Origin of the sequence: Flavihumibacter petaseus NBRC 106054, from assembly GCF_000974785.1 — a bacterium.
GTDB lineage: Bacteria > Bacteroidota > Bacteroidia > Chitinophagales > Chitinophagaceae > Flavihumibacter > Flavihumibacter petaseus.
On sequence record NZ_BBWV01000003.1, the window covers coordinates 545,142 to 565,349 of the forward strand.

The following is a 20,208-nucleotide window of genomic DNA, read 5'->3' on the forward strand; positions in this document are numbered from 1 at the left end:
ATAGTAGCAGCAAGGGACATCGCAATTGTTGGTCCTAAATTCTTTGATATGGAAATAGCTGCTTACCGCCCGCAATTGACGCTGCAGCCTACTTCCGACCAGGATAGCAGGAGGCCCCGTATTTTTCCAATCCTCTTCCTGAGCTTGCTGTTGTTCATTATTTCGGTGCTTGCATTTACGCCGAACGCGGATCCCGGTACAGGCGAAGAACTTGCAAAAACATATTGCGCCACCTGCCACCTGTACCCCGAGCCTTCCCTTCTGGACAAAAAGACATGGAACGAATTTGTGTTACCCAATATGGGATGGCGATTGGGTATCAGGGAAGATGATGAGGATCCCTATTTAAAAATGGACAGGGATGAATTACCGCTGGTAAAAGCGTTAAATGTGTTTCCTGAAAAGGCGCTGCTTTCCAGGGCGGACTGGAAAAAAATAGTCAAATACTATATCCAGAATGCGCCCGACAACGCCTTGCCACAAAAAGATCCCCCAACGGTTGACAAAGAGCTGAAAAAATTTCATGTTGAAGCACTTACTTTTCCCATCACAACATTCCCGCAGACATGCCTCCTGAAATATGATAGCAGTTCCGGGCTTTTATATGTCGGAGATGGCCACAATGAACTGTTCGCGATGACGCGCGATCTTCAATTGCAGGCGTCCTGGAAAATAGAAAGTCCCCCGGTGGATCTTGCTTTTCAACCAGGGGCATCCCCTCGGGTACTGTGTATTGGTTCGCTGAAGCCCTCTCAGAAAGTGAACGGGAGTTATTATGCCTTTGATACGGTAACCGCAACCCGGAATGACCCCGTAAAAATGGATCAGCTTGCACGACCTGTTGCCTGTGCAGTAGCTGATGTAAACGGGGATCGTGTGAATGATTTGATCATCTGCCAGTTTGGCAACTTCACCGGGAAGCTCAGTTGGTTTGAAAATGGCGACCCGCACAAAGAGCATATGTTGAAAGCGCAGCTTGGAGCCATTCATGTTGAAGTCCGGGATTTCAATGGTGATGGGAAACCCGATATCATGGCGTTGATGGCTCAGGCCAGGGAAGAGCTGCTGCTATTTACCAACAAGGGGAATAATGAATTTTCAGAGCAAATGGTTTATGAGTTTCCACCGGTTTATGGAATGACCTATTTTGAGTTGGCTGATTTTAACCATGACGGGCATCCTGATAAATTACTGTCCAATGGTGATAACTGGGATCTGTCGCAGATCAGAAAAAATTACCACGGTATCCGGATCCTGATGAATGACGGGAAAAATAATTTCAAGGTGACGAAGTTTATTCCATTTTTCGGGGCTTTCAAAGCGATGGCCCGGGACTTCGACAAAGATGGAGACCTTGACATTGCGGCGATCGCGTTCTCTGACAAACCGGACGAACAGTCGAACACTTTCCTTTACCTCGAAAACAAGGGAGACCTCAGCTTTTCAGCAGCGTCCACGCCAGCGGCAGCAAACGGGAAGTGGCTTACGATGGAGGTTTGTGACTTTGATCACGATGGCGATCAGGATATCATCCTTGGCTCATTTGTGTTTAATTTCAAAGAATATTCTAAGTTGGTTGCCCGCGGAGTGGAGTCGTTACCGCAAGTATTGATTTTGTGGAACGATTCAAAGTAGACGCACGCAGCTATTTGTTTTTCCGCAATAGCTATATCGTGTGCTCTTAATGCCTTCCGATATCAACTACCAGGTCCTCCCAGTTGCGGAAGACCTGTTCTTTACCGATCATTCCGGCGATGGTGCTTGTTATCAGGCCTTTTGATTTTGCCATAAGGCATTGGATTAAAATTTAAAATACTGATGCCATTCGGGTTCGGCCTGCCGGAAGCAAACTGGTCATGTTTCCGCCTGCTTACATGACACCGGCTGTGCAAAACCGAACCCAAAACTACATTCACCCTGCGAATTGTTTCAAAAAATGAGGCGAATGGTATTGATCCGCCGATTACCCTGCGGGATCCGCCGATCACTGGCAGTGTGTTCGGGTTGCCTTCGGGATTCGTTCGGGATTCTAAGGGGGTTCTTCGTTAAATTAACGAACGAATCCCGAACGAATCCCGAACCTAAACCCTATGAGCCGAAACGAAACTTCAACGTACCGAGCTGTTCGTTTCCTGCAAATAACTACACTAAATATTATGTAGCGCCAGCACCAAATCTGGCGATTGTAGCGAGATCTTCTGGTCACTACATTTGTTTCAGACAAATCGCGTTTAAGGTATCTTTCGACTGACCGAAAGATTTCTCTCTAGTGTAACAGATGGTTCTGTATTTTCTACGATTACCGTAGCTTATTCAAGGGTAAAAAATCCGGGTATGTCTATACCCGGATTTTTATGTATCAATCTTCAATTGCCTGGTATACTATCTTTCCATCAATGATGGTCAGCACACTCCTGATACCTGCCAGTTGCTGCGCCGGAACTGAAAACAAATCTGACGACAACACCGCCAGATCTGCCAGCATTCCCTTTTTCAACATGCCCTTTTCCTTTTCCCTGAATTCAGCATAGGCATTGGTTAAAGTATAGGCTATTACCGCCTGTTCCCTGGAGATATTCTCATTAGGATTGTCTTGTTGCGAAGTGATCACCATGATGTCCTGGCCCGGATTATCCGTTCCGTCCGGCCCGATACCCACCAGTAGACTATCGGCTAAAAGCGAACGCAGAACACTTCCGCGGTTGAATTTGGGTGTATGCATGATCAATATGCCATAGTCCTTCAACACCTTGCGTTGTGCAGCGGAGGGACTGCCAATCATATTGTGCTCAACTCTGCAACGCAGGGGCCGCCATTGATTTGCCGTTCCTGATGCCTCAATCAGGCGAAGCACTAACGCAAATGCGCTGTCGCCGGAAATATGCAGCATCAGCTGCCGATGGGTAGCAAGGGATTCCCTGATAATTGCTTTGACAGTATCCGGTGGGTACAATAGGGGGCCAAAGTGATTGATCACATATTTTACACCTGAAACAACGCTTTTAGCGGTAGGGTGGGTTTCAGCAGTTGGCCATTCTGCCAGCTGCCGGCCATCGGGAGTTGACCTGATCCACGGAACGATCCTGAGTCGCTGTGGAATAGCGGCATTTTGAAGCAGTTTCGTGATCACCGGGTAAGAAAACGACGAACCGAAAAAAAGGGTAGAGGTAATACCAGCCTGCACTTGCGCCTGTCCAAATTTTTCCATTTCCCTGATCACAGCTCCCTGGTTTGCCGCACTGATGGACCACCAGATTGGAATCTGCGCATTGATGTGGATTGCTGAAATTTTACCTTCACTGTTCCGGTCATAATGACTGCCAACGGGGTCTTTATCACGATCAATTAACCCTGCTGCAGCCAACCCTTTCTGGTTGGTGACAATGCCATGGCCCCACCAGACCTGTAAGGCAATGGGATTGTTGGGAGCCAGGCTGTCTAATGTACGGCGCATACTGGTGTCTGAAAAAATACGGGTTCCGATCATTCCAGCTATCCATTCACCAGCCCGGGCGTTTGGAAGCAGCCTGACAATCGAATCAATCACTGCAGATTTGGACAGCCCTTCCCAGTTCTGTTCCTGTTCTAAAGTTGTCGCATACTGCAACCGAACCGGACTATGCTGAAATACGGCATGGTCGTGCTGGTCATTAAAACCCGGCACGACAGTTTTTCCTTTTAGATCTATTTTCCTGGTTTTTGAAGTTGCGAATTTTTCTATAGCAGCATTGCTTCCCGTGCATAAGATCCTGTTTCCGCTGATAGCGAGTGCCTGAACATACAAACAGCTTGTATCTGCCGTAAAAATCTTCCCGTTGGTCAGGATAATATCTGCCTGCTGTGCGAAACATATATTCCATACACCCAATAGCCAGCATAATACCAATTGAGGAACATAAACTACTTTCATAAACAGGAAATTGAACCAATGATTGCCTGGCTCAAAATTAACCCCTGCCTATGCCACCGGCATAGAACAAATGCGACATTTATGGATGGTATTATTCCTGATAACGCTGAAGGCGAAGCGGACTTTTCCCGAGGTCGGCCTGAAGGTTGCCTGGGGTGTCACCGGCAAATTCCCTGAATTCGCGGATCATATGCGTCTGGTCAGTATAACCACAGGTATGGGCAATTGACAGCCATGAAGTCCGGAAGTCGCTTTCGCGCATTTGCCAGGCTTTGGAAAACCGGACCAGCCGGGAATATAATTTGGGTGGCAGACCGGTTCTTTCTTTAAATTGTCTTTCCAGCTGGCGGATACTCACACATGCTTCCTTTGCCAACTGGTCGATGTTGACAGCATTGTTGCATCGCATCATCCGGGTGAGTACCAGGTCAACCGGCAGTATATTTTTAAGGTTTTTTGCCTTGGTGAGTAAATACTGTTCAGTAATCCGGACCATCTGGTCAGCATCCCGGCATTGACTCAATTGTTCAACAATGCCGACTGCATTGTTCCCCAACAGCAGTCTGGAATCAACAGACTGATTAAGCAATTCGTACATCGGGATTCTAAGCAGCCGATGTAATCCACCCGGATGAAAACAAACGATGACTACCAGCGTATTATACCCCATGATTACATCCACCCGCCGGAGTTTTGGTCCGACAATAATACTACGGGGCAATTCAACAGCCTGGTGGTCGCTATCGTAGCGGACTACCGTATCAAATGGATAAAAATACAGGCAATGCTCCGGCTGGGGAGGAAATGGATTGACCGGCCTCGGGCAATCCCTGTTCAACTGAACAGCATTCACAATAATCCGGTAAACGAAGTGCCTGAGCGCGGGATGAGGTATGTACTGCTGATAAAACATAGCTGCCAATGATGCAATCTGGATGTTGTTCAGGAGTGAAAGGCAATCGGCCAGTCAGGCCTGAAATTAAGAAAATCTCATGAGACCATGGGTATCATCCGGCCTAATCGATATTCACATCCTGGTCAAATAATGTCTTAGCCTTTTGCCGTACTTTTTTACTAAATGGATAAAGAAATTGCTTCCAATAGCTATTGGGAAAATTCCTTTCCTCAGCAATTCCTATTGGTCCCAATTGCTGCTGCATTCCAGGATGGTCGTAGGCTGTAGCGAAAATATGGTCCCAAATAGTGAGCCACGCGCCGTAATTCACTTGTGCATCCCTATAATCGGCCCGGTGATGCCATCGATGCAATTCCGCTACACAGAAAAACTTCTTCAGGATGCCAGCCTTATAATTAAGGTTGGTATGCTGCATAAACATGTTGATTCCCAATATAGCAAGCGCCGTGACCACAACCGGTTGGGGTGTACCAATCAGAAGGCAAATAAATATTCCGGGTGTGCCTTCCAGAATCTGGTGTAGCGCATGGCGCTTTTCTCCATTTAAAAAGTACAATCTTTCTGAACTATGATGAATCGCATGCAGCTTCCATAGAAATTCATTTTGATGACTTTGCCAATGAACGAAGAATAGAAAGAAATCAATAATTGTCAATGCTATCAATACCTGCACCCAAAACGGTAAGTGAGTGGGAAACCAGGCAGCTAACGTGAAAGTCCCTGCAATCCATAAAAAAAGAAATTGAGCTACCAGTTTTATACCGTAGTTAATGATGTAGTAGGTAAGGTCGAGGTTCCAGTCATTTTTACCCTTTACCCAATCTATTTCGTAAGGCATCCATCTTTCCAGTAATAGTATGAGCATTCCGAAAAAACTGATCACAGGCAGGACAATCAAATATTGATTGAACCCGGACTGAATGCCATAAATTAAAACGCCTGAAGCAGATAACATAATAAGGGGATAAACACCAAGTTGAAACAGCCTCTCCATGGAGTAGTCAGTTTAATACAACAAAAATGTTTTATCGGCAGGCAAATTTCTTGAACAAACCTGCTATTGTTTAAGAACAACAGAAGGAGAAGCGCCAAACATTTCCGTAAACGTCCGGCTGAAGTGTGAAATGTCGGCGAAGCCTCCTTCGTAAGCAGCCTGCGTAAGCGTTCTGCCCTGAACAATGGCTTTTAATGCAGCCTGCAGGCGGCACCAAAGTACATACCGCCGGAAGGGTATACCGATCTGCTCTTTGAATAAATGGGCGAAACGGCCTTCTGACAGGAATACTTTTGCTGCAATAGCTTCCAACCTGATTTCACTATACAATGCTGACCGAACCAATTCAATTGCATCCGCAATTCTCGGTTCTAATATGTTATGGCGCTGCGAAGTTCCCAGGATCGATTCCAGAAGCAACTGGATTAAATTACTGGCCGCCTTATCATTAGCGGAATCATCATAAAACCAATCTATGAATAGGTTCTTCACCCCGTTGATGGATATGCCGGTATAATCAAGTATTCCAAAGACATCCAGATTCAAAGATGTTTCAAGCAGTTGTGCAACTGCTGATTCAGCATCGAAATATATAAAAATATGATGATCATCCTGTCCATTGAACTGGTGCGCCAGGTCGGCATTAATGAAAGTGCAAACACTTTCCTTAAATTCAGTACCATTTCGTGAAATCAAAAATGGCTTGTCAAATGCAATTGCAATTTCGATGGCGTGATGTGTATGGAGCTTTGTTTGCACACGTTGGCCAATGTAAATTGCCATCCCATCGGAAACAAATAACTTGAAAGGAACGCTCTTTTCCAAATCCACTTTTGTTATTTCTATGCTTTACCTTCAATAAATTAAGCTTTCGGCATCCGGACATTACCATATTGGATGCCCCTCAACAGTAGTATCCGGGGAAAGGTGCTTACCCAGTCGATCGTTTTTTACTGACTTCAAACTTCCATTCAACTTCAGGAAAATTGTTATTATAAAGTAAAATACGAATGCAAATAGAACTGTAACCGGTATAAACCAATTTCCCAAAACTTCGAACGCCTGTAAGTTATCATTGGAAGCAAATACACCATATCGAAAGATTTCTCCCTTTTTGTAATAAAAACCAACACTTGACGGGTAGAATAGTTTTGCAACTGCCAGGAATGAAAATGCAGCAATAAAAAGGTATGAAATGAAAAATATTATATACGTTATCCCATAGGAGAGGTTTAGCATTAAAGCCTGAATTACATGGACCGGATTAAATGTTCTGATGGCCTGGTTCAATTTCCTTTCAGCAACCAGGGGTTTTAACACCTCATCAGGAACGCCTATTCTATCCAAAACAGTAAGCAGATTGGTCACTTCACCGGTTTCGGGATTCTTTTTGGCCATACTCTCATAGATATGGCTGTTTAGTTCCATTAAAATATCTTGCTGATCTTCCCTGGGAAGCTTTTTTGTGGCTGATTTTATCTGCTTCAAATAGTTTTCATAAATCCTTTGAGCATCACTGATTTTAAATTGCAGCTTTTTAAATTCCATATTCGTTACATTAGCTTTGTGATTAATTTTTGCAGGTTCTTCCATTGTACTTTCATTTCTTCCAGTGTTTGCTTTCCGGTTTTTGTGAGGAAATAATACTTTCTGGGAATTCCCGTCTCCTGCTCCACCCACTTAGAGTCTAAAAGTTTATCAGTTTTGAGTCGGTTTACTAATGGGTACAGCGTACCTTCTGCGATTTCAATGGAAGTTTGATTCCTTATTTTTTCGATCAGGTCATAACCATATAGTTCGTTCTTGTCCAAAACAATTAATACAATAAAGGATAATGTTCCTTTTTTCACCTGTGAATGCCATTTGTCTATGAACTCTTTATTCATGGCATAAATGTAAATCAAAATACATAGTTATACTATGTATCTGAAAATTATTTTTTACTTTTCTTTACCAATCTGACTGTTCCAAAAGTTTCGGAGAAGCCGGAATTACTGTTCTCCCTTGGCCGTGAACATTTATTGCCGGTAATATTTGATGGACGATTTCCTCTAGCGGTAGAAATGCCAATAACTATAGATAACGTGCACGCGCTTACGAAAAATATGTTACATATAAATTTAATTTTTTTATTGTTGTTGCTCTGGAAATCTTTCTTTTCTTTGCTTCCGCAACTTTAGTGCGTTGGTAGAAATCCAAAGCGCTTATTCGTATCTGTGAGTACCATCTATTAAACCTTAAACCAGCCTTTCACTATGAAATGTAGGTCTGTACTACTATTGGTAGCCCTTTCTGTATGCGCTTCTGCTATTGCTCAAGACAACCTTTTCCCTCCCGCAGGCAATGCAAGAATCGGAGCATTCCCAACTGGTGTGAATGCATTGGCCAATTTGCACATCCGCACTTACGATTTTGAAAAGTTATGGTTGGAATGGCCTTCTACTTCGCTTGATGGTGTTGTTCAACAGCGCTTTAAAAACTCAGGATATGATATGATTCTGGGTGAAATCGGCTCGGCGTATTTCTCTTCCGGCTATCGCAAAACTTCATCTGCCTTTCTTTCCACCAATGCTCCCAACGGCCTGCAACTGGTCAACTACAGCCCAAATGGTGTTATCAGGCTTTACACCGGAGGATCAGCAGACGCAAATGAAAGGATAAAGCTCGACTCTGCCGGGCGGTTCTTTGCTTATACTATCAGCAGAAAGACTGTTGTCAGGGATTCCATCCTTTCACTGGATTCAAGTGGTGAAATTCAATTCACTCCCCTGCGCGCCAGCAAGCTCTACGCATTGGATACCAGAAGTGTCTCAACTACGCCTGATACCTACAGCCAACTTCTGATGTCTCAGGTCAAAACCCATTCGGTAATAACGCTTCCCGGTACGAGTACCAGCGTGGCTTCCGTGATTGGTATCAGAAACGGGGCCAACAGCAGCAATGGCTACGCTCATGAACTCGCATTTACAGACAGCAGCCAGTTGTATGTACGTTCCGGCGCCTCCACCACCTGGGGAAACTGGCGCAGACTTATTGTGGAAGACAACGCTGGCAATATCGTAATGGGTTCTTCAGCTACACCTGGTAAGCTGTCAGTGAACGGTGACATTAAGGCGAAAAAGATCCGCATTACCCAAACCGGCTGGGCGGATTTTGTTTTTCAGCCAGACTATCTCCTGCCGGATCTCTATACCGTAGAGCGATTCATCCAGCAAAACCGCCACCTCCCCGGCATCGTTTCTGCCAAAGAGGTCGAAGCCAACGGCATAGATGTCGGCAATAGCCAGGCAGCGCTCCTTCAAAAGATCGAGGAACTCACCCTCTACGCTATTCAGCAACAAAAAGCCATCGATAAACTGGAAGCGGAGAAAAAAGACCAGTCCGCCATCCTCCAATCGCTCCTGTTGCGTGTTCAGCAATTGGAATCCTCCCGTTAAGCCGACCACCAAACCATTGATGAAAACCTTATCCCTCATATGGTTAATGGGTGGCATTTTTCTGCTGGCAGTGCTTCCGCAGCGGCTCTTTTCACAGACCGCCAAAAGCTGGACGCTGACTACAGATACCAGCATGCTTTTCAGTGATACCAGCTTTGTCTTTTCCTGCAAATTACCGGAAAAGAAAGGCGCAGGAATACAGCCCCTGGCAGCATTCAACAGACCCAAAGGCGGCTTACTGGAACTCCGCGGCGGTACGATTGGTTACCAGGCCATGTATCAATCCAATATTGATACCCCCCTGATCGAAAAAAATATAGCGCAGCACAATGTCATGCTTCAGTTCGATATGACAGTAGCGGGGATCATTCCTATCCAGGCCAGGGCCTGGACAAGGCAATCCAATTCAATGTTTTATCGCGACATAACGGATTTTCAGGTGCTGTACGATCAGTCTTTCATGACCAGTCAGTTGTATGGAAGTTACCGGCAGCGCCTCCTGGAAGCAGTGGATGAAAAAGCTGTCGGTCAGTTGTCTCAATGCCTGGAAGCTGAACTCGGCAAACTGAAGTATCAGCTGGCTACGCTTCAGGGTGGTGCGTGGCAGCAGAAATTGATTGAAGCCCGGGAGATACTGAATGTGCCCGGTATAACCGATGATCCCAACTTGTCTGATTCGCTTAACAGAATTCTTGGTGACTCTCTCCGGCACAGCGCCAGTGTCTTTATCAACACCTATAACGCCTATGCCGGGCGCATTGAAAAATGGCAACATTCAATCGACTCCATCGAGCTGATCCGGAATCGAATGGAGGCAAAGATTTCGACAGTCAAACGGTGGCTGGACAGGCCAGACTGGCAGGATATTGCCGGGGGACAAACCCTGCAGGATTCACTGATGGCTGTGGCTGGGGACTGGAAACTCCCACCCAGGCTGAAGTGGCTTACAGGTATACGTCGGTTTAGCCTGGGCAGGGCACCGCTGAATAGCAGCGAACTGACTTCCCGGAATATTTCCGTTAATGGCATCGCCTTCGAATACAACAGCTGGTATTACCTGTCCTTTGCTGCGGGTGGAGTCGACTACCGCTTCAGGGATTATGGTCTTTCAGGCCAGTCCCGGAAGTTCCAACCATTGGTCTTGCTTCGGCTGGGAATCGGAAAAATCGGCCGCGATTACCTGATCGCGTCAGGATACTCCGGCCGCAAAATGATTTCCGGCAGTTCGTCCGGAAAAAGTTTCCAGGTTTCCGGTGTCACGCTCGAAGGAAAGAAATATATCGGACGGACGATCTGGATTTCCGGTGAAGTCGGGCAATCTGTTTCACCTGACTACCGGTCGAATCCATACCAGGACAAAACCAGCCTGGGATTCAGCAAGGATGGCAATTCTGCAATTGCTGTAAAAGCTGGAGGCATTCTGCCCTTGATTCATGGTAGAATAGAAGCGGGCTATAAAAAAACGGGCACCAATTTCCAATCTTTCAGCACCTGGCAGGTAAATACCGCACAGGAAGCATGGTACCTGAAGTATGACCAACGCCTGCTGCGAAATCAATTGAGGTTCTCGGCTTCCCTGCGCACTAATGAATGGCAGAATCCTAACCTCCCGCAGGCCTATGCGACAAATACCATTTTCAAAACTGTCATGCTGACTTACGCCAGGCGTCGTTGGCCAACGGTCACGGCAGGTTATTTTCCCATTACCCAGCTGGCGAAAGTCGGTGAACAGGTAGTGGAGACGAAATATCAAACCTTTTCCACCAATATCTGGCACCAGTACCGGCTTCGCGAAACACCCATGAGTACCAGCATAGCATTGCTGAAATCTTTTGACGGGTACGACAGTTCTTTGTTTTATCAGAACAGCAGCAATCTCCAGGTGACGCAGACTTTGTTCTTCAGGCTGTTTACCAGCAGCCTGGCAGTGTCGAAAGTGAGCAATACTATGTTTCAGATGTGGGTCGGTGACCATAAACTGCAGGTGCCTTTGCTGAAAGGCAGAACGGTTGTCGGAATTGGGGTGAAAGTGTACAACTACAATTATAAGCAGTCCGCAGCAGGCTGTTCCTTCAGCGCAGCATTTGCCTTCTGGCATCAGGCTCAGCTGGCAATTTTTGCCGAGCGGGCTTTTTTGCCTACCGCCAGCAACGGACTGCAACAGGCTGATATCGGCAATATCCAGTTTACCAAGTCATTTCAATTTAAATCTTCACGATCAAAACAGACCAATTGATGAGAGTCATATTCGGTATATTCTTCTGGTTGCTCATTTACCATCCGGTAAAGGCACAGGTAGTGATCAGCCCCCAGTTGCCTTCCCCCGGCGTTTTTACCAAACCACAACTTTGGAATGTTTCGATACTAAATTCCGGTAAACAGGCATTTATGGTGCGGCTTCAGTTAACGATCACCGAGGTTAACACCAATCAACTGGTGCTTTCGGGTGTGACGCGGAACTTTCAAATGCCAGTGGGGGCAAGCCAGATCACGCATAATGATGTAATGCCGGTGATTTACCAGGATGCCAATCCGACTTTCCAGGTGGACAACACACCCAATGGTTTTCTGCCTGTCGGGGTTTTCAATATCTGTTATGCGCTGGTTTACCAACAGGGAGACGCCGTCGAGACGCTGGCGGAAGAATGCTTGTCACTGGAGGTGGAACCACTGTCGCCACCCCAATTGGTATTGCCTGCTGATAGCGAACGCGTCAATACCGCAAGACCCATGTTTTCCTGGACGCCACCCATGCCGTATACATTCTTCAGCAACCTGTCTTACGATTTCCAGCTGGTGGAAGTAGCCTCTTATCAGACAGCTGCAGAAGCAATACAGGTCAACGTGCCGTTGTTCCGGAAGCCGGGAATATTGCAAACCCAGTTGCAATATCCGCAGGGGCTTCCCGCATTGGACACTGGAAAATTATATGCATGGCGGGTCGCCGCCAGCAACAATACTGCACCTGTTGGTTTCAGTGAGATCTGGTCGTTTCGTGTCGAAGCGCCTTCAGCGGTCGGGCTGGTAAAGGAGACCGGAGGCTCATACCTGTCATTGAGTTCCGCAGAAAACAACAGCCAGGCGCTGGTAATGGGTAAACTGCTGATCGCCTACGACAATCGGGAGAATGACAAGACTATGGTGTTGTCGATCCAGGCGTTAAACCAGGCTGGCCAACAAACAGAAGCTTTGGTGAATAATATTTTACCGCTACGTTATGGTAAAAACTTACTCCAGTTTGACCTGGAAGCGAATGCTCACCTGAATGATAAATCCATATACCGCCTGACAGCAGTGACAGGTGGTAAAAAAATGTACCTCACATTTCAATATCGTCGACCATGATTTCTTTTTTTGTCCGGTACCAGAAGTCAATCAGTACATTTTTTGCGACGGTACTGTATATTCAGTTCCTTTCTCCTGTCTGGGTAAGCGCGAATAGTGATGTTCCTGCTACCTTCAGAAATGCTGCAAGGTTTTCTATTGAAGACCTGAAGTCATTTTCACCCAAAGCGGAGTACCCGCGGCCAGCCACCAATGCTATCGGTGGGATAGTAGTTGACCGGAAATTACAACGACCGGCCCGCAAGGTTTTCGGCGGTGGTCCTGCACAACCGGAAATGCAATCATTTACTTCAGTAAATGGTAAAGACCTGGTTGATCAGTTTACCGGAGATTTCTCTTATTCTATACCCTTAATGGATGTTGGCGGTTATCCTTTGACGCTTGGATACAGAAGCGGTGTTTCGATGGACCAGGAGGCGAGCTGGGTTGGCCTCGGCTGGAACCTGAATCCAGGAACTATAACGAGGAACATGCGCGGATTACCGGACGATTTTTCAGGCATTGGTGATTCTGTCCTAAAAACTGATAACATAAAACCAAACGTTACAACAGGACTATCCCTTGGTGCCGATCTTGAACTCGTTGGATTGCCAAATGATAGTTCTGGCATCGGGGTCGGTGTTGGATTTTCGGGCGGACTTTTCCATAACAATTATAAAGGCTGGGGCATTGAATCTGGTGTAAACGCATCAATTAGCGCAGGTTCGAAAAGCAGTGGATCTTTGACAGCTGGCCTGGCCCTTAATAACAATTCCCAGGATGGAGTTTCGTTGACACCGACTTTTTCTGCAAATATGAATGCGAGTGCGGTTGGCGGGAAATCTGGCTATGGCGGCTCGTTTTCAATTTCTGCTCCTTATAGTGCCAGATCTGGTATTAAAGCGCTGCAAATGTCAGTTGGTGTAAGACAGTTTGGATATAGTTCACGATTTTCTTCGGGTGTGACTTTTGCCAGCCCGACTTTTACACCTTCTATCAACCTGCCGTATACCTCTCAGCAAATTACATTTACCGCCAAAGTGGGCTCAGAATTTTATGCACTTAGTCCCAGTGTGTACCTGAGTGGTTATCAATCCCGCCAATACATTGCTCCTGAAGACCAGTCAAAGTTATATCCGGCATACGGGTATATGAATTTTCAGCAAAGTAATGGTGATGCAGAGGCACTGCTTGATTTTAACAGGGAGAAAGATATTCCTTACCGGGAAAAGCCAGCAATGCCACATATTGGGCTGCCGTTTCTGACCTACGATATGTTCTCGATTTCGGGTGAGGGTACCGGAGGACAATTCCGGGCTTATCGCAGCGACATAGGGTATGTTCATGATCATTATATGCGTACCCGGGATAATTCACAACGTTTCAGCGTGGACGTGGGCCTGGGAAACACAATTCATGCGGGTGTTGACCTTAATCTTAACCGGTCTATCACACAAACTGACGCCTGGAAAAATGAAAATGCCCTGGCGCGGGCATTGCCGTTTCAGTCTTCAGACAGCACCTTTCAGCCGGCATACTTCAGAAATCCCATGGAAAAATCGATCATCGACCAGGCATTTTACCATGCGGTAGGAGGTGATTCTGCAGTAGCGGCAGAATTGTACCAGCCGGATCGCAGCAGTTCTTTCATCCTGGCTACAAACGTATTGAGGAAATACAAGGATGGAATTGCAACAGGCGATAAGGTTAGTGTTACCAGGGCAAATTCATACAGGAAGGAAAGGAACAAGCGCACCCAGGTGATTTCTTATTTGTCCGCCCGGGAAGCTGAAGTTGCCGGACTCGACAAATATGTTGAATCGTATACGCCTGGTGTGTTCAACCTTTCAAAATGTAACGGGACAGAACCCTCATTAAAGGATGGCCTGGGAACGGGACTTGATGGCTACTACTATCCTGAACTGGATTTCAAAGGAGCCGTAGTGTATAAACCCAATCAGTTTATCGATTACATGTGGAAACACAGTCCCGATATTACAGGTTTTGACGGCAATACATTTTCTGTAAGATGGCAGGGGCGTTTTAAAGTACCGGAGACAGGGGCATGGGTGTTTCGTATTACCAGTGATGATGGCGCAAGGTTATGGGTAAATGACAGCCTGGTTTTTAATGACTGGACCTATCATGGCGAACGTTCTGATTATGTAACGCTGCATCTGGTAGCCGGAGAATCATACAAAGTAAGGATGGATTTTTTTGATGGCGAGAAGAGCGCTTCAGCAAAACTTTTCTGGCGGGGCCCGGGTTCTGGTATAACCGAATTTGTTCCGGTGCCCGTAGAGAACCTCTTCCGGCCGGCCCAGACCGTTTGGCCGGGAGACGGCATCGTAAGGGAGAAACGTGCCCGTGAATTCAGGAAGGCACATCACCTGTCAGAAATCTCAGTGTTGAATAATGATGGAAAACGCTATGTGTACGGAGTACCGGTATACAACCTTATCCAAAAAGAAGCAACATTTGCCGTAGATGGTAGCAGGGGCAACAGGAATACCGGCCTGGTGGGATATTCAGCCATAGACAATTCCGTGAGCAATGCCAACAATTTGGATCATTATTTCAGCCGGGAAGAAGTGCCTGCCTATGCCCACAGTTTTCTGTTGTCTGGAATTCTTTCTCCGGATTATGTGGATGTGACAGGCAATGGCATTTCTGATGATGACCCCGGCAACGCAGTAAAATTCAATTATTCCCGAATTGCCAGCCAGGAGACTCCGTATAAGTGGCGGTCACCTGGTGTTAAGGATTCTGCCAACTATATGGTGAATACCAGGTCTGACTATAGCGACGATCGCGGCAACCTGATCTATGGCGAAAAAGAACTGTGGTACCTGCACTCTATCCTCTCAAAAACCATGGTGGCGACATTCTTCCTGGAAAACCGGGAGGATCTTCCCTCCATCGACGAAACCGGAAACAGGACCAATGGGCAGGCCAAAAGGTTGAAAGAGATCCGGTTGTACAGCAAAGCGGATTTTCTGGCTAAAGGCATTAATGCAGTGCCGGTAAAAACGGTGCATTTTGAATACAGCTATGAATTGTGCAAGGGTGTTGACGGCAATCCTGAACAGGGAAAACTTACCCTGAAAAAATTGTGGTTTACTTACAATGGTAACGCCAAAGGCAAAAAAAATCCCTACCTGTTTTCCTATCATCAAAACAATCCGGCGTATAACCTCAAGTCCTATGATGCCTGGGGCAACTACAAAGATCCCGGGCAGAATCCCGGATATACAACATACAACACGGTTTCCAATATCGATTATCCGTTCCCGCTGCAGGACAGCGCTGCCGCAGCTTTTAATGCCGGCGCCTGGTCACTGGACTCGATTTTACTTCCCTCCGGTGGTGGCATGAAAGTCATCTATGAAAGCGACGACTACGGTTATGTACAGCAGTTCCGGTCAATGCAAATGATGAAGATTGCCGGATTTGGCGGCAATATTGCCAGCGGTTCCAGCCCCAATTCCTACCTGTATTCCGGAAGCACTGGCATGAATGACAATATGTACCTGTTTGTCGATGTGCCACGGGCAGTTACAACCAAAGAAGACATCCGGAAGTATTATTTCACGGGTATAACCAAGCTGTATGCAAAGGTTGCCGTCCGTATGAGCGATAATCTTTCAACTACAGAAAACATTCCCGTCTATTTTGATATTGACGGCGACGAATTCGGACGGGTCAATGACCACAGGATCTGGATAAAGATGAAAGGCGTTTCCCTGAAAGGGGATGCAGATGGCGTATTCAGTCCGGTTACCAAGACGGCCATCCAGTTTCTGCGATTGAACCTGCCAAGGGTGGCAAATCCTGGTGCCTACGATAATGACGACCTGAGTGCTGAGTCAGCAGTAAGAATGATTGGCGCTGGCTGGAACAATATCCGGGAATTTGTACTGGGCTTTGATGAAATGGCAAGAAGGACGGAGATGTGTAAAGGTGTGGATGTTAGCAGGTCGTTTATCCGCCTGGACAATCCATGGTTAAAGAAATATGGCGGCGGGCACCGCGTAAAGAAGCTCCTGATCTATGATAACTGGAACAAGATGACCCAGCAGCGTACCGCAGTATATGGTCAGGAATATATCTATACGACTAACCAGGAAGTCAACGGCAAGATCGAGACAGTCAGCAGCGGGGTAGCAACTTTTGAACCTGGCATCGGTTCTGAAGAGAGTCCATTCCGGAAGCCGATAGAATACCAGGAGAAACTGGGCCTGCTTGGCCCGGTGAATGATGGTTATACAGAAGAGCCGTTGGGAGAATCGCTTTTCCCGGCACCATCTGTTGGCTACCGGAAAGTCCGGACCAGGAGTATTCATTTTAAAGATGTCAAGTCGGCCAATGGCTATAGCGAATCCACCTATTATACTGCCTATGATTTTCCCACTTTCGTGGAAAGAACTGTTATTGACGATGCCACGAAAAAGCGATACAAACCTGGTTTGGCGAGCTTTCTGAAAATCAATGCCAAACATTTTGTTTCCGTTTCCCAGGGGTTCCTGGTGGAATTGAATGACATGCATGGAAAGCCCAGGTCGACGGCTACTTATGCGCAAAATGATCCCGAACGTCCGGTAACGTATACGGAATATGTATACCGCACGGAGAACGGCCAGTTGGAACATAAAAGACTTGCAAACACTGTCATGGCAATCCAGCCTGATGGGGATATTACTTCATCGGCACTTGTTGGTAAGGATGTTGAGCTGATGGTAGACATGCGCGAACAGCAAACGGTGGTGAATGGCAATAATTTCAATGTGAATACGGATAATTTCAGCGTTCCACCGCCACCCTATCTATTCCTGCTGCCATCGTTGATCAGTCTTGGACAACGAGAAGAAAACAGGTTCCGTTCCATAGCCATTACCAAAGTTGTGCAACGGTTTGGGATACTCGATAGTGTGATTGTGATTGATAAGGGAAGTCGTGTCGTAAGCCGGGACTTGTTGTATGATGCAGAAACAGGAGATGTCGTTGTCAATCGGACAATGAATGGTTTTGAAGACCCGGTGTATTCCTTAAATTATCCTTCCCATTGGGCCTATGAAGGAATGGGGCTGGCTTACCGGAATATCGACCTGGAATATAGTCACCTTACTATCCGTGATGGTAAGATTGTTGAAGGCCTCCCGCAGGGTGCGATCAATAAGTTTGTCGCTGGAGATGAATTGCTGGTTGCAGGCAAGGTCAAAACGGGGGGTGTAGGGGATTGCCAGGTGATACCCGCCAGTTTTCCGCAATATGCTGTATTGCATGTGATCGATACCAGCGTGAATATTGGCGGGCCCCGTGCTTTATACCTGATCGACAGGGACGGAAAGCCCTATACGGGATACGATGCTAAAATCCGGGTAATACGAAGTGGCCGAAGAAATATGCTGGCGTCAGTCGGTGCTGTAACAATGCTGGAGAATCCTGTAAAGTACAACAGCGGGACGCAATCCTGGTCGCTTCTGGCGGATGCTTCCAGGAACGTGGTGCAGGCAACTGTGCAGACTTTTGGCCAGCAATGGAAAGTGCCGGAAAGCAAGCGGCAGTTTTCGTCGGTAGTACCCGGTTCTACGTGTCCGGCCGGATTTACCTACAATGACAGCCTTCATTTGTGTGTAAAGGATTCCAGCCTGATCATTGACAGTCTCGATTTGTGCAATGCAGGTTCGCCTTATAAGGAATTCAGTGCCTGCGGAACAGTGTTATATGACTCCTTCAAGGCCGATCTGTCGGTTTTTCAAAGAAGGCGGATCGACACGACGAACCTATACTGGCGTGCGGCCACAGGCTATACGTGTACCATTGATCCCCAGGAGACCAAAGGCATCGCCACTTTGGGCTTCCGAATGATGAAGGCCGATGCGATGGCAGAAAAGACAATTGTTGCACAGGATTCGACACCGGTACTTACCGGCAGGTCAATGTTGCTGGCAGCGCCGGGCGAACCGGATAAATGCAATTATGACCCGGCCCTGGCAAGACTTGGACCAATGAACCGGTCGTCTATCTGGCCATGTTGTCCTAATGCTCCGGATGACAATGTGTGGTGGGGCATCGTGTCGCCGTTTACCGTGCCTCAAACCAAAACCTATTACCTCGGTTTCGCGGTGGACAACGCCATGCGGCTTTTTATAGATGGGCAACTGGTTGTTGACCTGTCGGAAATGCTGTATGAGAATTTCTGGTTATTTCATATTGTACCTATTCAACTGACTGCGGGTGTTCATGAGTTGAAAATTGAAGCCGCAGACGGCGGCTACGTCAGGGGAGCGGCTGTGGAGATTTATAACAATACTGCTGCTGCTATAGAAAGTGCCGATGAAGACAGCGATCTGAATATTATATTCAGTACCCGGCAGCTGATCGGTCATAAATCTCTTGTCAGCAAAAGTTGCCCGGCTGGCTATAGTTTGATCACCAAAGATGGGCAACCCGCCTGCCGGATGACCGTAGGGCTGCAGGATTCGATCGTATATACCGGCTGCGTCGGCCTTACCGATACGCTGATAAATCCCTATACATGGGGCCTTCTCGGAAATTGGCGGCCCGACAGCGCATTTGTGTTGTATACTGACAGGGCTGAAAAAGATCCTGCGGCAGCTACCAATATCAGGAAGGACGGTACCATACCAGGCTTCACACCATTCTGGAAATTTACCAATGGAAAATTGATTGCTCAACCGGATACTGCGATATGGGTGTGGAACAGCCGGTCAACATTGTATAACAGCCGTGGATTGGAAGTTGAAAATGCCGATCCGCTGGGCAGATTCAATTCAGGCTTATATGGCTATGGGCAATCACTCCCGGTCGCTGTTACCCAAAATGCAAGATACCGTGAAACCGCCTTTGATGGGTTTGAGGACTATGGTTACAAGACCCAATGGTGTGACACGGCCTGCCCGTCAACAAGACATATAGATTATTCACCCTTTGCGGGGTGGCTGACCACCGAACAGCGGCATTCCGGGAAATACAGTCTGAAAATACCGGCTGGGCAGCAGGCCAGCCTGGGCTATGCCACCAGCAATGGCGCAGCAGATGGAAATTTCCCGCCGATCAGTTTCCAGACGGTCAATCATGCTTGTCCGACAGTAGGAACCGTATTCAGGCAGGCAAAAATCAGGAACAGTCACCTGTTGCCCGTGTTCAGCCCGACACCCGGTAGTAAAATCCTGGTAAGTGCCTGGGTGAAGGAATCAGTTCCATGTGTATCCGGAACTTATACAGCAAACCAGATCATCCTGAATGATGGAATTTCATCTGTCAGCTTACATCCTGCAGGGCCCCTGGTGGAAGGGTGGCAACGGTATGAAGTGTTCTACCAGATCGCTGCCAATGCCACACAGCTGGCCATCAGCCTGCAGGCCAGTGGAAGCAATGACGTGTACTTCGATGACATACGGATACACCCTTTCAATGCCAATATGAAATCATTTGTCTATAGTCCGGTGAATCTCCGGTTGATGGCAGAGCTGGATGAAAACAACTACGCCACTTTTTATGAGTACGATGACGAAGGCACATTGATCCGGGTGAAAAAAGAAACCATCAGGGGTATCCAGACGATTAAAGAGACTAGAAGTGCATTACAGAAAAACTAAAATCT

General features: G+C 46.9%; 11 protein-coding genes. 5 read left to right on the plus strand and 6 right to left on the minus strand.

The genetic code is table 11. The features are described 5' to 3' along the window. Nucleotides 1-48 precede the first annotated feature (48 nt). The gene (locus FPE01S_RS17700; protein WP_052955972.1) at nucleotides 49-1,635 is read left to right on the plus strand and encodes an FG-GAP repeat domain-containing protein; all 1,587 of its coding nucleotides are present in this window, start codon (nucleotides 49-51) and stop codon (nucleotides 1,633-1,635) included. 724 nt (nucleotides 1,636-2,359) lie between these two features. Here FPE01S_RS17700 and FPE01S_RS17705 read toward each other — a convergent pair. From FPE01S_RS17705 to FPE01S_RS17730, 6 genes are all read right to left on the minus strand, one after another. Then, complete coding sequence (locus FPE01S_RS17705) at nucleotides 2,360-3,910, minus strand: amidohydrolase (protein WP_046370361.1); 1,551 nt, start codon at nucleotides 3,908-3,910, stop codon at nucleotides 2,360-2,362. Nucleotides 3,911-4,001: 91 nt separating this feature from the next. Next, entirely contained in the window at nucleotides 4,002-4,823 is an 822-nt protein-coding gene (locus FPE01S_RS25715) for a helix-turn-helix domain-containing protein (RefSeq protein ID WP_083990312.1), read from the minus strand. Nucleotides 4,824-4,926: 103 nt separating this feature from the next. Beyond that, nucleotides 4,927-5,820 (minus strand): sterol desaturase family protein, encoded by an 894-nt coding sequence (locus FPE01S_RS17715; RefSeq protein ID WP_052955977.1) that lies wholly within the window; start codon nucleotides 5,818-5,820, stop codon nucleotides 4,927-4,929. A gap of 63 nt (nucleotides 5,821-5,883) precedes the next feature. Then, on the minus strand, nucleotides 5,884-6,651 hold the full coding sequence (locus FPE01S_RS25055; RefSeq protein WP_052955978.1) for an AraC family transcriptional regulator: 768 nt from the start codon (nucleotides 6,649-6,651) through the stop codon (nucleotides 5,884-5,886). A gap of 54 nt (nucleotides 6,652-6,705) precedes the next feature. Then, nucleotides 6,706-7,413: an HAAS signaling domain-containing protein gene (locus tag FPE01S_RS17725; RefSeq protein ID WP_157474082.1), complete on the minus strand. Its 708-nt coding sequence runs from the start codon at nucleotides 7,411-7,413 to the stop codon at nucleotides 6,706-6,708. Continuing rightward, nucleotides 7,374-7,706 carry a PadR family transcriptional regulator gene (locus tag FPE01S_RS17730; RefSeq protein WP_046370362.1) on the minus strand — a complete coding sequence of 111 codons (333 nt, stop codon included), beginning with the start codon at nucleotides 7,704-7,706 and terminating at the stop codon, nucleotides 7,374-7,376. Before FPE01S_RS17730 ends, FPE01S_RS17725 begins: the two co-directional genes overlap by 40 nt. A gap of 369 nt (nucleotides 7,707-8,075) precedes the next feature. Here FPE01S_RS17730 and FPE01S_RS25060 point away from each other — a divergent pair, with 369 nt between their 5' ends. From FPE01S_RS25060 to FPE01S_RS17750, 4 genes are read left to right on the plus strand one after another with little or no spacing between them, the layout of a single operon-like run. After that, nucleotides 8,076-9,257: a hypothetical protein gene (locus FPE01S_RS25060; protein WP_157474083.1), complete on the plus strand. Its 1,182-nt coding sequence runs from the start codon at nucleotides 8,076-8,078 to the stop codon at nucleotides 9,255-9,257. 19 nt (nucleotides 9,258-9,276) lie between these two features. Beyond that, complete coding sequence (locus tag FPE01S_RS17740) at nucleotides 9,277-11,493, plus strand: hypothetical protein (RefSeq protein WP_157474084.1); 2,217 nt, start codon at nucleotides 9,277-9,279, stop codon at nucleotides 11,491-11,493. Further along, nucleotides 11,493-12,602 (plus strand): hypothetical protein, encoded by a 1,110-nt coding sequence (locus FPE01S_RS17745; protein WP_046370364.1) that lies wholly within the window; start codon nucleotides 11,493-11,495, stop codon nucleotides 12,600-12,602. Before FPE01S_RS17740 ends, FPE01S_RS17745 begins: the two co-directional genes overlap by 1 nt. Next, a complete protein-coding gene (locus tag FPE01S_RS17750) occupies nucleotides 12,599-20,203 on the plus strand; it encodes a PA14 domain-containing protein (protein WP_046370365.1) in 7,605 nt (2,534 codons plus the stop codon). The genes FPE01S_RS17745 and FPE01S_RS17750 overlap by 4 nt, the downstream gene beginning before the upstream one ends. Nucleotides 20,204-20,208: the final 5 nt, after the last annotated feature.